The sequence below is a fragment of the Aeromonas sp. sif0611 genome, from assembly GCF_019218845.1.
Taxonomy (GTDB): Bacteria; Pseudomonadota; Gammaproteobacteria; order Enterobacterales; family Aeromonadaceae; genus Aeromonas; species Aeromonas media.
Window position 1 is genome coordinate 554,734 of the sequence record NZ_JAHUWU010000001.1, and the last position, 17,991, is coordinate 572,724.

At 60.7% G+C, this 17,991-nt stretch carries 16 protein-coding genes and 1 pseudogene; 13 read left to right on the forward strand and 4 right to left on the reverse strand.

Features of this window, described 5'->3' with window-relative positions; genetic code table 11:
- Positions 1-50: 50 nt before the first annotated feature.
- The 5 genes from KW824_RS02410 (at position 51) to KW824_RS02430 (ending at position 6,791) form a co-directional block, all read left to right on the forward strand.
- A complete protein-coding gene (locus tag KW824_RS02410; RefSeq protein ID WP_218408791.1) occupies positions 51-1,475 on the forward strand; it encodes an NAD(P)/FAD-dependent oxidoreductase in 1,425 nt (474 codons plus the stop codon).
- Between the two features lie 239 nt (positions 1,476-1,714).
- Positions 1,715-2,275 carry a hypothetical protein gene (locus tag KW824_RS02415; protein ID WP_218408792.1) on the forward strand — a complete coding sequence of 187 codons (561 nt, stop codon included), beginning with the start codon at positions 1,715-1,717 and terminating at the stop codon, positions 2,273-2,275.
- A 200-nt stretch (positions 2,276-2,475) separates the two neighbouring features.
- The gene (locus KW824_RS02420) at positions 2,476-3,738 is read left to right on the forward strand and encodes a hypothetical protein (RefSeq protein WP_218409076.1); all 1,263 of its coding nucleotides are present in this window, start codon (positions 2,476-2,478) and stop codon (positions 3,736-3,738) included.
- A gap of 87 nt (positions 3,739-3,825) precedes the next feature.
- A complete protein-coding gene (locus KW824_RS02425) occupies positions 3,826-5,472 on the forward strand; it encodes a hypothetical protein (RefSeq protein WP_218408793.1) in 1,647 nt (548 codons plus the stop codon).
- 116 nt (positions 5,473-5,588) lie between these two features.
- The gene (locus tag KW824_RS02430) at positions 5,589-6,791 is read left to right on the forward strand and encodes a Bcr/CflA family multidrug efflux MFS transporter (RefSeq protein ID WP_218408794.1); all 1,203 of its coding nucleotides are present in this window, start codon (positions 5,589-5,591) and stop codon (positions 6,789-6,791) included.
- 80 nt (positions 6,792-6,871) lie between these two features.
- Here the strand turns inward: KW824_RS02430 and KW824_RS02435 are convergent, their stop codons facing one another.
- The 3 genes from KW824_RS02435 to KW824_RS02445 form a co-directional block, all read right to left on the reverse strand.
- A complete protein-coding gene (locus KW824_RS02435) occupies positions 6,872-7,438 on the reverse strand; it encodes a pyridoxamine 5'-phosphate oxidase family protein (RefSeq protein WP_218408795.1) in 567 nt (188 codons plus the stop codon).
- Positions 7,439-7,467: 29 nt separating this feature from the next.
- Entirely contained in the window at positions 7,468-8,895 is a 1,428-nt protein-coding gene (gene nhaD / locus KW824_RS02440; protein ID WP_218408796.1) for a sodium:proton antiporter NhaD, read from the reverse strand.
- A 125-nt stretch (positions 8,896-9,020) separates the two neighbouring features.
- Positions 9,021-9,494: a DUF4357 domain-containing protein gene (locus tag KW824_RS02445; RefSeq protein WP_171269643.1), complete on the reverse strand. Its 474-nt coding sequence runs from the start codon at positions 9,492-9,494 to the stop codon at positions 9,021-9,023.
- Positions 9,495-9,646: 152 nt separating this feature from the next.
- On the opposite strand from KW824_RS02445, the gene KW824_RS02450 reads away from it, so the two are divergent.
- The 7 genes from KW824_RS02450 to KW824_RS21180 all read left to right on the forward strand — a co-directional run bounded on the left by KW824_RS02450 (position 9,647) and on the right by KW824_RS21180 (position 15,653).
- Entirely contained in the window at positions 9,647-10,327 is a 681-nt protein-coding gene (locus KW824_RS02450) for an ABC transporter ATP-binding protein (protein ID WP_218408797.1), read from the forward strand.
- A 21-nt stretch (positions 10,328-10,348) separates the two neighbouring features.
- Entirely contained in the window at positions 10,349-12,769 is a 2,421-nt protein-coding gene (locus KW824_RS02455) for an FtsX-like permease family protein (RefSeq protein ID WP_218408798.1), read from the forward strand.
- A complete protein-coding gene (locus KW824_RS02460) occupies positions 12,766-13,833 on the forward strand; it encodes a lipocalin-like domain-containing protein (protein WP_218408799.1) in 1,068 nt (355 codons plus the stop codon). The genes KW824_RS02455 and KW824_RS02460 overlap by 4 nt, the downstream gene beginning before the upstream one ends.
- A gap of 227 nt (positions 13,834-14,060) precedes the next feature.
- On the forward strand, positions 14,061-14,255 hold the full coding sequence (locus KW824_RS02465) for a hypothetical protein (RefSeq protein ID WP_218408800.1): 195 nt from the start codon (positions 14,061-14,063) through the stop codon (positions 14,253-14,255).
- On the forward strand, positions 14,227-14,730 hold the full coding sequence (locus KW824_RS02470) for a hypothetical protein (protein WP_218408801.1): 504 nt from the start codon (positions 14,227-14,229) through the stop codon (positions 14,728-14,730). The genes KW824_RS02465 and KW824_RS02470 overlap by 29 nt, the downstream gene beginning before the upstream one ends.
- A gap of 3 nt (positions 14,731-14,733) precedes the next feature.
- Positions 14,734-15,369, forward strand: coding sequence for a hypothetical protein (locus KW824_RS02475; RefSeq protein ID WP_218408802.1), 636 nt, complete (start codon positions 14,734-14,736; stop codon positions 15,367-15,369).
- On the forward strand, positions 15,363-15,653 hold the full coding sequence (locus KW824_RS21180) for a nucleotidyltransferase domain-containing protein (protein WP_218408803.1): 291 nt from the start codon (positions 15,363-15,365) through the stop codon (positions 15,651-15,653). The genes KW824_RS02475 and KW824_RS21180 overlap by 7 nt, the downstream gene beginning before the upstream one ends.
- A gap of 238 nt (positions 15,654-15,891) precedes the next feature.
- Here KW824_RS21180 and KW824_RS02485 read toward each other — a convergent pair.
- Positions 15,892-16,488: pseudogene (locus KW824_RS02485) on the reverse strand (alpha/beta fold hydrolase); the annotation flags it as partial.
- 596 nt (positions 16,489-17,084) lie between these two features.
- Here KW824_RS02485 and bla point away from each other — a divergent pair.
- Positions 17,085-17,948, forward strand: coding sequence for a class A beta-lactamase (gene bla, locus KW824_RS02490; RefSeq protein WP_218408804.1), 864 nt, complete (start codon positions 17,085-17,087; stop codon positions 17,946-17,948).
- The last annotated feature ends 43 nt before the right edge of the window (positions 17,949-17,991 follow it).

Here is a 17,991-nt window from a genome sequence, read left to right on the forward strand (position 1 = left end):
GGGCCGCTTTTTAAGCCTCTTCCTTTGCCAGATTTTTCGGATAGACAGTCATGAGCGACAACAACAAGAAAAACATTGCGGTGCTGGGTGCCGGTCCCGCAGGGCTGATGGCCGCTTGGCGCCTCTGCCAGGCCGGTTTTGCGGTCACCCTGTTCGAGCAGGAGCCGGTCGTGGGCGGCATGTGCGCCACCCAGACCTTCAAGGGGCGCGACGGCGACTATCGCTTCGACTACGGCGGCCACCGCTTTATCACCAAGAACCCCGAGCTGCTCGCCTTTATCGACGAGCTGATGGGCGACGATCTGCTCCACGCCGAGCGCAAGAGCGTGATCCGCTTTGGCGGGCGCACCTATGACTACCCCCTCAATCTGACCAACCTGCTCAAGACCGCCCCGCTCACCCTGATGGCCGGTGCGGTGAAAGATCTGCTGCTGTTGCCCTTTGCCAAGAAGCCGGACGATTTCGCCAAGGCGAGCTTTGCCGAGTGGATCCAGAGCCACTTCGGTCGCACCCTCTATCGCCAGTTCTTCGAGGGCTACACCGGCAAACTGTGGGGCATCAACCCGGACAAGCTCTCCGCCGACTGGGCCGGCCAGCGCATCAGCCTGATCGATCTCAAAGACGTGGCTCGCCGCCTGCTGCCAAGACGCAACGGCAGCATTTCGGTGCGCACCTATGCCCGCAAATATCGCTACCCCAAATATGGCTTTGGCCAGATCTTCACCACCCTGGGGGAGCGGCTGGTTGCCGAGGGGGTTGAGCTCAAAACCGGCGCCACCATCACCCGCCTCGAGCAGGCCGATGGCCGCATCGAACGGGTGTATTGGAAACAAGATGACGTTGAGCAGAGCGAGCGCTTTGATCAGGTGATCTCCACCCTGCCGCTGCCGCTCACCTGCCAGCATCTGGGCTTGCCGTGCGATCTGCACTACCGGTCGCTTCGCTTCGTCAATATGCCGCTCAAGCAGGAGAACCTGTCGGACAACACCTGGCAGTACCTCTCCGACCCCCATATTCTGGCCACCCGTCTGCAGGAGCCGCGCCGGCGCAGCCCCTTTATGGCGCCCCAGGGCCAGACCTCGGTGATGCTGGAGATCCCCTGCAACCCGGGCGATGCCACCTGGCAGGCGCCGCTGGCCGATCTGCGCGGCCGGGTCACCGCCGATCTCGCGAACCTCGGCGTCGATACCGCCAAGCTTGGCGATGAGACTTTCGAGGCGCGCAGCGAGTACGCCTATCCGCTGATGGATCTCGGCTATCAGGCGCGCCGCAACGAAGCCATCAAGGCGCTGATGCCGATAGGCAACCTCATCATGACCGGTCGCCAGGGGACGTTTCGCTATATCTTCACCGACACCGCCATGGAGATGGGCATGATGGCGGCCGACATGGTGATCGACGGGGTGGACAGACGCCACGCCATCTTCAATCATCGCAACGAAAATACCGTGATCGAAACCCAGAGCGTGGCGTGATGGCCCCTGAATGTGGTGAACGAGGGAGGTGGACAGACGCCGCAACACCTTTAACCATCGCAATGAAAATACCGTGATTGAAACCCAGAGCGTGGCCTGATGATTGTCGGTGTCCAACAAGTAGACAGACGCCGCAACACCTTCAATCATCGCAACGAAAACACCGTGATCGAAACCCAGAGCGTGGCCTGAGGGCCGCGCCATTGGCATAACCTTTTGGCATAAGTAAGGAGAACAGGATGAACATACGCCCGGGTTTACTTGCCCTCACCCTGCTGCTGACGCTGAGCGGGCAGGCACAGGCTTACTCCTACGCCGCCGCAGGCAAGGAGCCGCTGATCGACGCCCGCGAGGCACTGCTGACCGCCGCCACTGACGGCAAGGATGCCAGCGCCACCTTGAGCGAGATTGCCGACGAGCTGACCTATCTGGAAGAGCACCACAAGGTCGAGCTGCAAGCACCGCTCGCGGCCGCCATCAAGGCCAAAGACGCCGCGGCTACCGCGGCCCTGCTCAACCGGGCCTACAAGGCGGAGATCGAACGCCGCCTTGAGGGGGCCAGCCAGAACCTTGGCGACTACCAGACCGCCAAGGTGCTGGTGGTCAAGAGCAAGCGCTTCCTCGATTTGATCCTCCCCTCCCTCGTCGAAGGGGATCGCAAGGCCGCCGAACAGGCGCTGGCCAGGGTGCTCGACGCCATTGGCAACCCGGGGGTATTCGGGGTAGGCGCCAAGCCCGCCGATGCCGCCGCCTTTACCGATGCAGAAAAAGCGCTGATGGCCGTGCTGGCGCCGCTTTGATGGCAACCTGCCAATCATTGCGCCATCTCGCTGTGACAAACGGTGGGTTTCGCTGCGCTCTACCCACCCTACGCACTGCCTGCCGCTAGATGCACCCGGACGCCGGTTTGCCCCCTTCTCCCCTTGCGGGAGAAGGGATGGGGATGAGGGGGAAGGCAAGGTCTCTGCGTTGGGCTTCCTCCTGCTCAACCACCATTTGGCTGCTGATCCTGCTGCAAGGGGTGTGGCTTTGCTGGCTGCTGGCCTTCCCGGTGGCGCTCGATTCCGATGATGCCCTCAATTTCGCCCACGGGGTGACGCGCTTCAGCGTGCTGGAGTTCTCCCCCCACTTTCCGGGCTACCCCGCCTTTATCTGGCTGGCACGGTTGATCAACCTGGCGGTGGACGATCCCGCCGCTGCGGTGCAGTGGACCAGCCTGCTCGGCACGGCGCTGATCGCACCACTCGCCGCTGGGCTTGCGGCCAGGTTGTGGCAACGCCCGGGTCTCTTTGCGCCGGTCTGGCTGCTGGTGCTGGCCCTGCCGCTCACCCCGACACTGGCGCTCTCCGGCCTCTCGGATGGGCCGGCGCTGGCCACCTGGCTCGGGGCGCTGCTGGCCTTGCTGCATCGCAAGATAACACTGGCCGGTCTGCTGCTGGGTCTGCTGCTGGCGCTGCGCCCCTCCTACTTGGTGCTGGCGCTGCTGCCCTTTTGGCTCGGTCTGGCGCAGCAGGGCACGCGCGTCAGGTTTATGCTCCCCATCGCGCTGGTTGGGCTAGCCTGCCTGCTGTTTGTCTGGCAGGCCGACGGCTGGGCCTATTTCAGCGAGGGGCGGCGCTTTACCGACGGCCACTTTACCCTCTGGGGCAACACGGCGGCGGCCCACGGCGATCGGCTGCTGAGCTGGGCGCGCACCTTCAACGAGCAGCTCACCCCGCTCTGGCCCTTGATGATGGGGGCCTTGCTCCTGCTGCCAGCCTGGCAGCGGTTAAAGGGCCAGACCGCCGCCCTCTCCCTGCTCTGGACCCTCTACTGGCTCGCCCTGCTGCTCTGGACCCTGTTTGGCCAGAACCCCGACAATCCCCGCCACCTGGCGCCCATTACACTGCTCGGTATAGTGCTGCTGGCGGGCATGCTGCCGCGCCAGGGCGAACTGCCGACCATGGCGGCGAGCCTGCTGCTGCTCGCAACCATCCTGATACCGCCAGCGCCGCCCGCCATGGTGCAGGCCGCCAGGCTGGCCGAGCGAACCTGCCCGGCCTTGGTGACTCAGTGGGGAGTACGGCTGCTTAGGGAAACCACGGCATTACCCGTCACCGACGGCTGGTATCAGGGGGATGCCGCCCTTGCGCTCACCCAGGGGGCCTGCCGCCTCAGTCGCCGCCCCATAGCGCAGAACGAGATGCCGCTCCCCCACCAGACGCACTGGTTTGCCCCCCGCTTTGGCGCCGAACCCGGCCTCTGGCTCGCCATACCGCGCTGACAGGCTCAAAGCTCTGGCCCAAACGCGTCGCTGCGTCAGCTGACTCGTCTACACTCACTGCGCATGGGCGTGGCAGGGAGAGGATGCATGAAGGGAGGCAAGGAGTGGGCACTGGTGCCCCTGATCCTGGCACTGGCCAGTGCGCTCCTGGTGCTGCCTGTCTGGCTGCAGGGGGGCACTCAGGGGCACGATCTGTTCCACCACCTGCTCTCGGGCCACTATTTTGCCCGCCAGCTGTGGCAGGGGGAGCTCTATCCCCGCTGGCTGATGGCCATGAACGGCGGCTTTGGCAGCCCCACCTTCTTCTTCTACCCCCCGCTCCCCTACTACGTCAGCGCCCTCTTTGCCGGCCCCGGTGCCCCCGCCCAGCAAGCCATCTACCCCCTGCTCGGCAGCGCCACCCTGGCGCTGCTGCTCTCCGGCACGTTCGCCTATCTGTGGCTGCGCGCCACCACGCCCCCGGGCCGAGCCCTGGCGGTCAGCCTGCTCTACCTGATCCTGCCCTATCACCTGGCCATGGATCTCTATGCCCGCTTCGCCCTGGCGGAGTTCTGGGCCTTCGCCTGGGCGCCGCTGATCCTGCTTGGCCAGGATCTCGCCCATCGCGGCCTGCGCCAGGGCCTGCCCCTGCTGATCCTGGGTCTGGCGCTGCTGGCCTTCTCCCACCTGCCCAGCCTGCTGCTGATGATGGGGTTGGTCAGCGTGCGCGCCCTCTGGCTCTCCTGGCGTGTACGGGATCTGCACCCCTGCTGGATAGCTCTGGGGGCCCAGGGACTGGGGCTCTGCATGGCGGCCGCCCTGCTGCTGCCCGCCCTGGCGGATCAGGGGGCCATCTCCATGGAGCTGATGCGCGGCGGCATGTTCGACTTTCGGCGCAACTTCCTGGACCGCCTGCCCTCGGGCTGGGGAGACTGGCGCTTTCGTGGGCACCTGGCGTGGCAGAGCCTGCTGACCCTGGCCCTGCTGCTCATCGCCTGGGCCGCCGCCCGCGAGCCGCGCCACCCCGAGCTCCTGTGTTGGGGGGCGATCGGCGTCATCGCCTTCCTGATGATGCTGCCCGTGAGCCAGCCGCTCTGGAGCCTGCTGCCCCCCCTGCAGCGAGTGCAGTTTCCCTGGCGACTCAATCTTATCCTCACCCTGGCCACGGTCGCCGTGGTTGCCCTGGGTACCCCCACGCACCGCCCCTGGCAATGGTTCTGGTGGGGAACACTCCTGCTGACCCTGATCACCACCCTCGCCTACGTCCGTCACGCCCCCCTCACCCAGGCCCCCACCCGGGAGGCCATGACGTTCGAGTTCGACAGCAAGCGCAGCGCCCGGGAGTACAGGCCAAGGCAGGTGCCGGGGGGCATGTTCGCCCCGACCCTGCTCGCCTGGAAGGACGAGTTCCAGCCCCCGGTGAGCGCCGATCCCCCGGGCGCCAGCTGGACGTTGCACCGCTGGCAACCCAGGGCCCTGACCCTGGCGGTGACGGCGACCGTGCCGACCCGGCTGGTCCTGCACCAGTATGATTACCCCGGCTGGCAGGCCTGGCTCGACGAGCACCTGATGCTGACGGTGAGCGCCAACCCCCAGGGCTTGATGCAGCTCTGGGTGCCGGCGGGCAGCCACAGCCTCACCCTCAGGCTGACGGCGCGCTGGCCCGAGCGGGCAGGCAATGCCCTCTCCTTGCTCGGGTGGCTCGGCTGGCTCCTGCTCCTCTGCCGCCACCGAGCATACCGTCCGGTGCGCTAATTCCTTCGCAGATCTGCCCTCAGGGCCCGGGCCAGGATAGACCTGCTCAAGCCTGCCAAAACTGATAGACTCAACACTTGCCTCTTTTCCCGGCCCTGCCACGACTCGGATACCCTATGCCCCAAGCCACGACCCTCTCTCCCCGCTTCCTGTTCATCCTGCTCGGCGCCCTGGCGGGCCTGACCCCGCTCGCGGTGGACATGTACCTGCCCGCCATTCCGGCCATCGCCCGGGACTTGGCCACCAGCATCGACGGGGCCCAGCTCACCATCAGCGCCTTTTTGGGCGGCTTCGCCATCGGCCAGCTGTTCTACGGGCCGCTCGCCGACAGCTTCGGCCGCAAGCCGGTGATCCTGGCGGGCCTGACGATGTTCGCCGTGGCCTCGGTGGGCTGCGCCCTGGCGGATTCCTTGCCGGAGCTGCTGGCCTGGCGCATGCTGCAGGCCGCCGGCGGGGCGGCGGGATCCGTGGTGGTCAATGCCCTGCTGCGAGATCTGTTCGAGAAGGATGCCTTTTCCCGGGCCATGTCCTTCGTCATCCTGGTGATGACGCTGGCCCCCCTGGTGGCCCCCGTGGTGGGCGGCTACATCAGCGCCCATGCCGACTGGCGGGTTATCTTCTGGCTGCTGGTTGGCATCAGCCTGCTCATCTGCGTGGTGATGCAGTGGAAGATCCAGGAGACCCTGAAACCTGAACACAGGCAGCCCCTCAAGCTCGGCCAGGTGCTGCGCAACTACTGGGGAGTGCTCTCCCACCGCGGCGCCATGGGCTATGTGCTGTGCGGCGCCCTGTCGAGCTCGGGCATGTTTGCCTTTATCAGCGCCTCCCCTTACGTCTATATCGAGTATTTCAAGGTGCCGACCGAGCATTACGGCTGGCTGTTTGGCCTCAATATCCTGCTGATGATGGTGGTCACCTTCGTCAACAGCCGCCTGGTCAAGGGGGTGGGCGCCGAGCGCATGCTGCAATACGGTCTGATGGTGCTGCCCTGCGCCGGGGCCCTGCTCATCTACAACGCCTGGAGCCAGACCGGCGGCCTGTGGGGCATCGTCATCCCGGTGGTACTGTTCGTCGGTCACATCAGCCTGGTGGGGGCCAACGCCATGACCGGCCTGATGGGCCACTTCCCCCAGTCGGCGGGTACCGCCTCGGCACTCGCGGGCACCCTGCGCTTTGGCATCGGCGCCGTGGTGGGGATCCTGGTCAACCTCAACCCGCCCGAGTCGCCACTGCCCATGGCGATGGCCATCGCCGCCTGTGGCATGGGCTCGGCGCTCTGCTACTGGCTGCTCACCGGCAAACGTGCCGGGGCGGCCTGACGATCCCTTCGGCTCAGGTTAGCCTGACACGAAAAAGCCCTGTCCACCGGACAGGGCTTTTTGCATCAGGGGCGCGGCCCTCAGGCGTCAGCCTCCAAGCCGCTGCGGGCCAGGATCTCGCTCTCCAGCCCATCCAGGCTCAGCTGGTTCTTCTTGCGCCAGTAGGCCTCTATGCCCTCCTTGCCCTGACGCGCCGACCAGTTGGCGAGATCCTCCCTGTCCCCCTGATAGTCAAACAGGGGCACCGACATGCCGCAGTAGGTCTGGACCCGTTCAATGTCGAGCAGGAAGATCTGGCGGGCCGCCACGCTGGCCGGGAAGCGCGCCAGCGCCGCCTCCCAGTTCGGGTCGCCCCGGTGCAGCACCCGCGCCCGGCCATAGGCCCGCAGTATCATGGGCGCCCCCTCGAAGGCGCAGAACATCACCGTCATGCGCGGGTTCTGCAACACATGGGCCGCCGACTCGTTGCCGCTGCCGGTCAGGTTGAGCCAGGCCAGGGTATGGGCATCGAGGATGCGCAACGAATCCCCTCCCTTGGGGGAGAGGTTGACCGTGCCCTCACCCGCCGCCGTGCCGACAAAATAGATTTTCTGCGCCTCGATAAAGGCCACGTGGCGCGGCGAGAGCGCCTCGAACAGTTGTCCCATCATCCCTTCCTTTGCAATGTCCATGGCGCTCAGAACAGGGCGCTGTTGAGCCACAGATGCGCCCCTATGCTGACCATATAACCAAGGAGAATGGCGGGCAACCACTTGAGGTGGCCGACGAAGGTATAGATGCCACGGGCCTGGCCCATCAGGGCCACCCCGGCGGCGGAGCCGATGGAGAGCAGGCTCCCCCCCACACCCGTGGTCAGGCTCACCAGCAGCCACTGCCCCGTGCTCATCTGCGGCTCCATCGACAACACGGCAAACATCACCGGAATGTTGTCGATGACGGAGGAGAGCAGGCCGATGACCACATTGGCCTGGGTCGGATCCCCCTGGTAGAGGAACTGGGATGCCAGCGCCAGATACCCCATGAAGCCGAGCCCGCCGACGCACATCACCACACCGTAGAAGAAGAGCAAGGTGTCCCACTCCGCCTTGGCAATCTTGTTGAACACGTCGAACGGCACTATGGAGCCGAGGCGCAGCAGGCGCGCATGGTCGCCGGTACGCTCGTAGAGTGCACGTTCCCGCGCCAGGATGCCGCGCTGCGTCTTGCGCAGGTAGAAACCGAAAAATTGCAGATAACCCAGCCCCGTCATCATGCCAAGCACCGGGGGCAGGTGCAGGAAGTGATGGCAGGCGACGGCGGTCCCTATGGTGAGGAGGAAGAGCAGCACTATGGTGACGGCCCCGCGCCTGAGCACCACCTCCTCATCGAGCACCCTGGGGGCATGGCGCGGCACCATCAGACTCATCAGGCTGGCCGGGATCAGGAAGTTGAGCAGAGCGGGGATGAAGAGCGCAAAAAACTGGTCGAACGGTACCTTGCCTGCCTGCCACACCATCAGGGTGGTGATGTCGCCGAAAGGACTGAAGGCGCCGCCGGCATTGGCCGCCACCACGATGTTGATGCAGGCGAGGTTGATGAAGCGGCGATCCCCGTTGGCCACATTGAGCACCACGGTACACATCAAGAGCGCCGTGGTGAGATTGTCCACCACGGGGGAGATGAAGAAGGCCAGAAATCCCGTGAGCCAGAACAGGGTGCGCAGGCTGAGCCCCGCCCGCACCAGGCGGGCGCGCAGGGCGGCAAACAGCAACCTGTCCTCCATGGCGTTGATGTAGGTCATGGCCACCAGCAGGAACAGCATCAGCTCGGCATACTCCAGCAGGTTTTGCCGAAACCCCTCGTGTGCCAGGGGGCTCTGTCCCTGCCCGGCATAGACGACGCCAATGGCTATCCAGATGATGCCGGCGGCGATCAGCACCGGCTTGGATTTGCGCAGCTTGAGGTACTCTTCGGCCATCACCAGGAGATAGGCGAGCACGAAGATGACGAGGGCGAAGAGGCCGACGCCGGTGTGCGTCAGGGAAAGGGGGCCGCTATCGGCCAGGGCGGGGCCGCAGAACAGGCAGAGCCCGAGCAAGGGGGCAAGGCGTGAGGATCCAGACATGGGTGCGCTTCTCTTGAGAACCGTCTGGCATTGAGGCTAGCAGCGAACAGGGAAGTCACCGCCACCCCGACCCTGAGGCCGGACCGCCCGCCTCGGGGCAGGCGGCGCGGCCCGAACAGGGGACGTCAGGGGGTCTTCTTGCCAAAACCGGACTGCTTGAGGGTGTAGCCAGCACTGTTTTGCCAGGCATCCAGCCCGCTTCTGTTGTTGCCCGCCACCAGGCTGGCGGCCAGGCTCGGGCTGTTGAACAGCTGATCGGTGCCGAACACGAAGCCCCCCTCGGTTCGGGGGATGAGCACCCCCTTGGCCAGCAACTCCTGGCGCAGCTCAATCACCGCCTCGCGCAAGGAGGCGGCATCCTCCCCGTTGGCGGTGGAGCCCGCCTGCACCATGAAGCCGGGATTCTGGCGCTTGCCTACCGGATAGCCATGGGCCTCGGCCCCCTTGCCGTTGAAGTGGTAGAGCTCGCGCTCGCCGGGCTTGTTGTCGGAGAGCGCCTTTTGCAGGGTCATCAGCTCGTTGTAGATATCGATGGGGACCACGGCAGCCTGCTTGGCCCCCTTGCTGTCGACGATAAAACTGACTTGCTTGTGTAACATCCTTGCTCATCCTGTGACCCATGGAAGCCCCTATTCTAACCACCTCTGGCGAGCGGGATCCAGCGAGGATCCTCATCCCTTTTGCAGGCGCGATCACTAACTGGCATAGTGGCTGACATTGTGAAAGCCATTGGCCATCAACCGGTTATCCCATGCTGAACCTGCGCAACCTCAGTAAACGCTTCGCCAGCGGCGGCGAGACGCTCCCCCTGTTCGAGGGGCTGGATCTTCGGCTCTCCCCCGGCGAAACCTGTCTGCTGCTGGGGCAGAGCGGCTGTGGCAAGTCCACCCTGCTCAACCTCATCGCGGGTCTCATTGCCCCGGACGAGGGGGAGATCTGGCTGGGGGAGACCCGGCTCGACACTCTGCCAGCGGACGAGCGGGCCCGCTTGCGGGGCCGGCATTTTGGCATCGTCTATCAGGACTTCAACCTGCTGCCGACCCTGACCGTTGAGGAGAACCTTCGCCTGCCGCTGGAGATAAACCACCTGCCCCGCGACATGGCGCGCCTCGATGCCCTGCTGGATCGCCTTGGGATGAGCCACAAGCGCCACGCCTGGCCGGAACAGCTCTCCGGCGGCCAGCGCCAGCGGGTGGCCCTGGCCCGCGCCCTCATTCACAAGCCCCAGTGGCTGTTGGCGGACGAGCCCACCGGGAGCCTCGATGAGCACAACGCCGAGCAGGTGATGGGGCTGATGATGGCGGCGGTGCGCGATACCGGCGCCGGCCTCTTGCTGGTGAGCCACAACCCGGGCTATGGCGCACTTGCGGATCGGGTGCTGCGCCTGGAAGGGGGGCAACTGGTCGAGCTCAAGGGGCGCCACCATGGCTAACCTCTGCCACGGAGGTCGCTGATGCTGCCCCTGAAGGCGCTGCTGCGCCTCTATCGCACCCACCCCTGGCTGCTCTTGATGAGCCTGGCCGGGCTGATGCTGGGGGTCACCCTGGTGGTGGCCATCGAGCTTCTGAACCACAGCGCCCGCACCAACTTCGTCGCCGCCCGCAGCCAGCTCGCGGGAGAAGCGAACTACCGGCTGGCCCCGAGCGGCGGGCTGGATGAACAGCTCTATGTGCACTTGGTGCGAAGCCAGCCGGCCCTTGACGCCATGCCAGAGCTGCACGCCTGGCTCAAGGACGAGCAGGGGCGCAGCTTCCAGCTGCTGGGGATGGATCTCTTCAACCCGGGACCCTTGCGCCGGCTCTTTGGCGAGCAGCCGGGGCGCGAGCCCGATTTCACCCTGAGCCGCGCCGACAGCGTCTGGCTCTCTGCCCCCGAGGCAAGCCGACTCGGCTGGTCGCCGGGGCAGTCTCGCCCCTTTGTGCTGGGCGCAGACGGAGAAAGCCCCCGCACGCTGACCCTCACCCTGGCCGGCACCTTCGAGCCAGGCGCCGTCCCCATGGAGCGGTTGCTGGTGACCGACATCGGTCTCGCCCAACCCCTGCTCGGCAAAGAAGGCCGGCTGGATCGCATCGTCTTCAAACTCTCGGAGGCAGAGGCCCCTACCCTGCAAGCCACGCTGCAAGCCGCTCTCCCCAATAAGCCGCTCTGGCTCGAGCCCATCAGTCCGGCCCTCGATGCCAGTCAGCTCGGGGATGCCCTGGCCCTCAACCTCAGCGCCCTCTCCCTGCTCGCCATGGCGGTGGGGCTGTTTCTGGTGTTCAACGCCCAGCGCTTCGTGCAGAGCGTGCGCCGCCCCCAGCTCGCCCAGCTCATCATCCTCGGGATGCCGCCAAGCCGGGTGCTCGGCTGGCTGGCCCTGGAGCTCTCCATCCTCGCCACCATCGGCACCCTGCTCGGGCTGCTGCTCGGCAGCCTCTTGGCCCTGGCCCTCATGGGGCAGCTCACCCAGGCGCTGGCGGATCTCTATGGCCCCAACCCCATCGACCTGCTGCGCCTCTCCCCCGCAAGTCTCATCAAGGCGCTGCTGATAGGCCTGGCTGGCACCCTGGCCGCCAACCTCCCCGGCTGGTGGCAGTTGCTGCGCCAATCCCCCCTGGAGCTTCGCGAGGGCAACAGCCGCCCGCCGGTTTATCCCTGGCGCAGGCGCCTGCTCGCCATCGCCATACTGCTGCTGTGCGCCCTCTGCCTCTTGTTGCCGCAGACCGGTCTGGGGGGCGCCCTCTTCGTAGCCGGAGGCTGGCTGCTGGCCATGGCGCTCTGGCTACCCGATGCCCTGCGCGCGCTGCTGGGGCGGCTGCGCGGGCACGGCCCCCTCAGCATCCGGCTTGGGGTGGCCGAGACCCAATACCATCTGGATCGCACCGCCATTGCGGTGATGGCGCTGCAACTTGCCATCGCCGCGGCCATCGGCATCGGGGTCATGGTGTCGAGCTTTCGCTCGAGCGTGGAGATCTGGCTCGGCCAGCGTCTGGCCGCCGATCTCTATGTCAGCGCCCCCAAGGGGGTGGCGGGCAACAGAGGCCACCTGAGCGAGCAGACCCTGACCGCCATCCTGGCCGAGCCGCAGCTGAGCGCCGCCTCGCGCCGCGCCGTGCTCCCCGCCCGCTGGCAGGGACACCCCATCGAGTGGGCGCAGATGGACTTTATCCCCGAGCTTAAAGCCGCCTACCCGTTGCTCGCCGGACGCTGGCCCGCAACGCCCGACGAGGTGCTGGCGAGCGAACCGCTCACTGTGCGCCTCGGGGTCAGGGTAGGCCAGCGGCTGGACGTCACCGGCGAGCAGGGGCCAAGGCAGTTCACCGTCACCGGCGTCTATCAGGATTACGGCAGCGACAAGGGGCAGATACTGCACGCCTTCGAAGGGGGGGCCGTGCAATCCCTCGCCCTCTTCAGCGCCGACCCCGAGCGCCTCGGCGATCGGCTGCGCGCACGCCTTGGCGAGAGTGTCAACCTGCTACCTGCCCCTGCCATCCACGCCGCGGCGCTCAAGGTGTTCGATCAGACCTTCGTGGTGACCGAGCTGCTGAAGTTGCTGATCCTCGGCATCGCCTTCGTTGGCATCGGCTCCGCCTTTATGGTGCTGGGGTTGGCCCGGCACGGGGAGTTGCAGACTCTGCAGAGCTTAGGGATAGGCCCCCGCGGCTGCCGCCGGCTGTTGGTGTGGCAGGGGGCGGGATTGGGGCTGCTCACGGCGCTGCTGGCCCTGCCGGTAGGCTATGGCCTCGCCTGGGTGCTGATTGAGGTGGTCAACCCCCGCGCCTTTGGCTGGCGCCTCGCCTTCGAGGCCGCCCCCTTGCACGCCGTCACAGCGCTCTTGCTGGCGCCGGTGTGCGGGGCACTCGCCTCCTGGTATGCCGCAAGGAGAGTGGTATGAAAGTGAGTTGGAAGTGGCCGCTGGTGATCGTCTGCATCATCTATGGCGCTGCGATCGGTGCCAGCGATCTGGGCACCATTCTTGGCGGTGGCAGTGATCACTTCAAAAAGGCTCTGCCGGGTCAGCCCATCCGCCTGCCCGCCGATCACGGCGCCCACCCCGACTACAGATCCGAGTGGTGGTATCTCACCGGCAACCTGAAAGATGAGCAGGGGCGCGACTACGGCCTGCAGTGGACCCTGTTTCGCCAGGGTATCGAGCAGCAGATCACATCTGACAACCCCTGGCTCAACCCCCAGCTCTGGCTGGCCCAGTTCGCCATCACGGACTTGAGTAAAGGCAGCCACCGCCAGGATGAGCGCACCAGCCGCCAGGGGCCCGGGCTCGCCGGCGCCAGTGGCGGTGAATATTGGCTAAGAGAGTGGCGGCTTGCCTCTCAGGGGGAAGCGCTCTTTCCCGCCACCCTCAAGGTGCAAAGCAAGATTGGGGAACTGAACCTCAAGGTGAGCGCCGCCAAGCCGGTGGTGCTGCAAGGCAGGGAGGGTTACAGCGAGAAGAGCCCGGGCAACGCCTCCTTCTACTACTCCTACCCGCGTCTGACGCTTAGCGGCACCTTGACCCTGGAGGGGGAGACCCGCAATGTCACGGGCCAGGGGTGGTTTGATCACGAGTGGAGCAGCTCGGTATTGGCCCAGTGGCAGTCGGGCTGGGACTGGTTCTCCCTGCAACTGGCCGATGGCCGCGAGCTGATGCTGTTTCGCCTGCGCACCAAGGCTGGACACACTGAGCCAGAAAACCGCTATGGCATACTGATCGAGCGGGACGGCAGCAGCCGGTTACTCGCTCCAGAATCCATCGTCCTCACCCCGGGCAAGACCTGGCGCGGTCCAAAGGGGCAGGACTACCCCGTCGAGTGGCAGCTTAAGGCCGGGGATCTCAACCTCCGCATTCAGGCTCGACAGCCCAATCAGGCCATGACGGGCCGCTTTGATTACTGGGAAGGGGCGGTTTCCGTCTCGGGGGACGCCAACGGCATCGGCTATCTGGAAATGACGGGATATTGATACCTTGAAATCTGATCGGCTTCAAAAAATCATTCAAATTCCATTCGCTGGGTGAGTTTTCACTCAACAGACTGACGGCTGCTTGATACCATCTCCAACTGGACCCTTTATTGCCTTGTTGCATATGATTTCTACCATCGGTTTATAAGGCCAAGAAAAATTCGCGAAATCCGATTACGCTTCGCTAATCGAACCTACCGCGCTTGTTATGTAAAAAGAGAGGTTTTATGGAGAATTTCGATAATTTAGTTAAGTTATTTTCAGATAATATTGAGTGGGTTTTTAGTGGTGTTGGAGTTTTTGTATTGAGTTTGTTTTTTGTTAAGAATGGTGTAAATAAAAAACAGAGCGCGGGAAAAAACTCGAATAATTATATGGCTGATAGAGATATTAATGTTGGTACCAAAAATGATAACAAATAAGAAGCAATCAGCTGGAGATTACTCTGTTAACTATATGGCTGATGGTGACATTACTGTTCATAATGGGTTTAGTAAAGAAGACATTATAGATCTACTAAAGCAACTTTCGGAAAAAACGGAAATTAAATGTGATGAATTGGTAGCCACAAGGAAAAGTGTTAAAGAAGCCATCCAACCATGCTTCATCGATAACAAGAAAATCTTCGACACCTATGGTCCTATGACTGAAGAGAGATTTAATCCTGAAAGCGAAATGCCGGAAATCTGGCTTAGAAAAATTCAAAGCTTTATTATTCCTAATAATGCAAAAATCGTAGAATTAATTGATAAAAACAAACACTTGCTACTAGATTGGGAATTTGAGGTGTTTGCTGAATATAAACAACATGTGGATGATTTTGCAGCAAAGCATACTGGAAAAACCAAATCTAATGGAACTATGTTTCCTGCTAAAATTTTGAGTATTTTGGAGTGAATCATGAGTCTAAACAGTTGGTGCATTGAAAAATTAAACAACCACGATAAAGTCGAATACGTGGAAGACGTTGGAGATAATTTACTCAAAATCATCAATGATGAAGGAGATGAGTTTATTGTCTTCACAAAGTCTGAAGACCGTTCGACAATAGACTCTGTTACAGGTGTAGATATAGAGCAACTTGACTTCCTACTTAATATTAAGAAAGACGCCTATATTGATGGACCATTACTTAAGCTTGCTTCGAGTGCTCAGTTTGCAATTGGTGGTTTGGGCGATATTTTTAGTGCTCTTAATGGTCGAAACATCTCAGGTTATATTAGTGCCGAAATGTCATTCATTATCCGTGGTTTATCACAGCATACTCGAGTAACGGGCTTAGAGAGACTGGATAATCGCCGTTTTAGGATTCAGAGGACAGGCCTTCATAGTGTAACTGTACTGGCCTTAAATGATTATGACTTTACTGCTGAGTCTGTCAGGTCAGGCATTGAAAAATATGGCGACTTTGACGCAATTTTAACATCCAACCCGAACTGTCGACGAACTGGAAACTGTGAGATGGCAGCCGCCAGTGCTGGTGTAAGAATCCTGTCGTGGGGTGAGCTTTTGGGTCAGTTAAATCGAAGATGGTAAATTTGCAATCTCTTTTTCTTTCATTGAAGAAAGCTCTATTACAACAAGAGCTATCAATTGATGTATATATATTTGGTTCTGTGTTGCATAACAATTTTCCAAGCGATATAGATATCTTGATCATCTATAGCATTCCAGATGAACTCTCAGTGATAAAGAATCAACTTTTTAAAATTAGCATAGAGTATCCGCTGGATATTTACTATATGACACCTGAAGAGGCTAGTGAGCTCGACTTTATCAACGTAACTAAAGCTGTAGCGCTAGCGAGTTTAGGGGCGTAGTTCGCGAAACGTCCATTGATATTAAAATAAAGGGGGTGTAGTTATATATTAATATCTTAATCTGGGTAAGAATAATCCCCCAAAATAATTTTTCCTTCTCGTGCGTTCGATTACACTGCGCTAATCGAACCTACTCGAAATGCTCCAAACCGACGGTTAACTGGTTGAAAATAACCTCCCCATATTTGGCTTCGCTTTACTCAACCCAATCTCCGCCCGACTCTCCCATTAAATAGCTTTACGCCGCGACCGTCTGACTGGAGATAAACGCCAACGACTGCCGGTTAAAGTGATCCGGCTGCTCCACATTGCAGACATGGCCGCAGTTTTCGATGATCTCGAGCCGGCTGTAGGGGTCGCGGGCCACCTGCTCGCGCACCGGGGCGAGGAACATATGATCCTCCTGCCCCATCACATAGAGGGTGGGAATGGGCAGGGCGCGCTCCTTGAAGTAGCGCATCAGGGGGTTGACCTCGGTGGCGAGGCGGAACCAGCGTTTGAACTCCTTCTGGCAGAGTTTGCGGGCCTCGCGCACGAAGAGGTTGCGGGACTCCTGATGGTGCTGGCGCGGCATGATGATGAAGGCGAACAAGCGGTAGAGCCACATATAGGGCAGTATGTGCTGGCCGACCCGGCCAAGCTGCACCAGCACCCGGGAGCGGATGTCGAGGCGCAGGATGGCGCCGCCGAGCACCATGCTCTTGACCCGCTCGGGGCAGAGCTCGGCCAGATGGCGAATGAGGATGGTGCCAAGGGAGATGCCAACAAAATGGGCGCGGGGAATGCGCGGGTGATCGAGCAGGCGCAGGATGTCCTCGGTCACGGCCCGAACAAAAAGGTGGGTGTCCCAGAGTTGCCAGAATTGACCCTTCCCAGAAATGCCCCTTACAACCATCCTCCCGATTGGCCTGGCGAGCCCGGGTTTCATTGAGCTGCTTAATAAACCAGCTGATGGAGTGCCATCGCTAACGCCACGTCCCTGTCAACTGCTGGGCGACCGCCAGTCACGACTTCACCTGGACTTCACATAACTTCATTTTCCTCTCACAAACCCACCGTATCTTCTGTCTGGTGATGGAGAAGTATGGCCTGCTACAGGAGGAGGACACGGATATATCCTGACTTTATTGGAAGAAAAGGGGATACAGGCAGTAAGCTGGGGGGTCGATAATTGTCGGATGACAGGGATCACCCTCAACAGGTGGCCGACCTATCTATTTGGCAGAGGGGAAACCTGGGTCAAGTGATGTCAAAATGCTTCCTGACCATATGCCATGGGTAATCAAATTTTTGAAAAATAAAACATAACAAACATGCCAGGCTGGCATAAATATATGCAACCGAATACGACTCATCAGTAAACTTGAAAAGCATACCAAGATTATATCTTCATTTTATAGCTTAAATTTGCAGAAGGTTAAAAAATCCCTAATGAAAATCAGTATATCAAGCCTCAGAACCACGTTATTGGCATCGAGTATTATCCTTCTCTCTCCGAGTGCATTCGCATCCGCGCTGGAAGAAAAAGTTAACTTTTTTGAAAAGCAAGGGTGGCGTGTTGGTGTCACTGTGTTAGACACAAAATCAGGTGAGCACGAATCCATAAACGGCGACCAACGCTTCCACTTTAATAGCACAATCAAAGCATTGGCTTGTGCCAATGTACTTGAAAAAGTGGATAAAGGACAACTGACACTCAATGACTCTTTCATATTAAAAGAGTCTGACATTGTCACGCATTCTCCGGTAGCGGAAAAGCTCGTTGGAAAACGGTTTACGCTTAGAGATGCTTGTGAAGCTACCTTGACATACAGTGACAACACTGGTGCAAACTATGCCATATCTTCCATTGGTGGCCCTGCGGGTTTAACTTCATTTATGCGTTCAATGGGAGATAACGTTTTACGTTCCGATCGTTATGAGCCGGAATTAACAAAGAACATTGAATATGATATCAGAGATACAACGACTACAGATGCAATGGCTCTCAGCCTAAACAAACTGCTTTTACAAGATGTATTGTCAACGGAATCCAGGGCCCAACTGAAGCAATGGATGATGGGAAACAGAGTCGCTGATGACTTGCTCAGGGCATCTTTACCAAAAGGTTGGTCAATAGCGGACCGTTCCGGGGCCAGTGACTATGGTGTGCGCGGGATCATATCCATGGTGTGGTCAGAAACCCAGCATCCCATTGTCATTACAATGTATGTAAGAAAAGAAGGCTCTTCAATTCACGAGCGTGATAAAGTCATTGCCGATATTGGCTCGGTTATTTTCGGTGCTTATCAATAAGTGTGGTGTTGGAAAGGCATCATCAGAACGCGCTGTACAAATA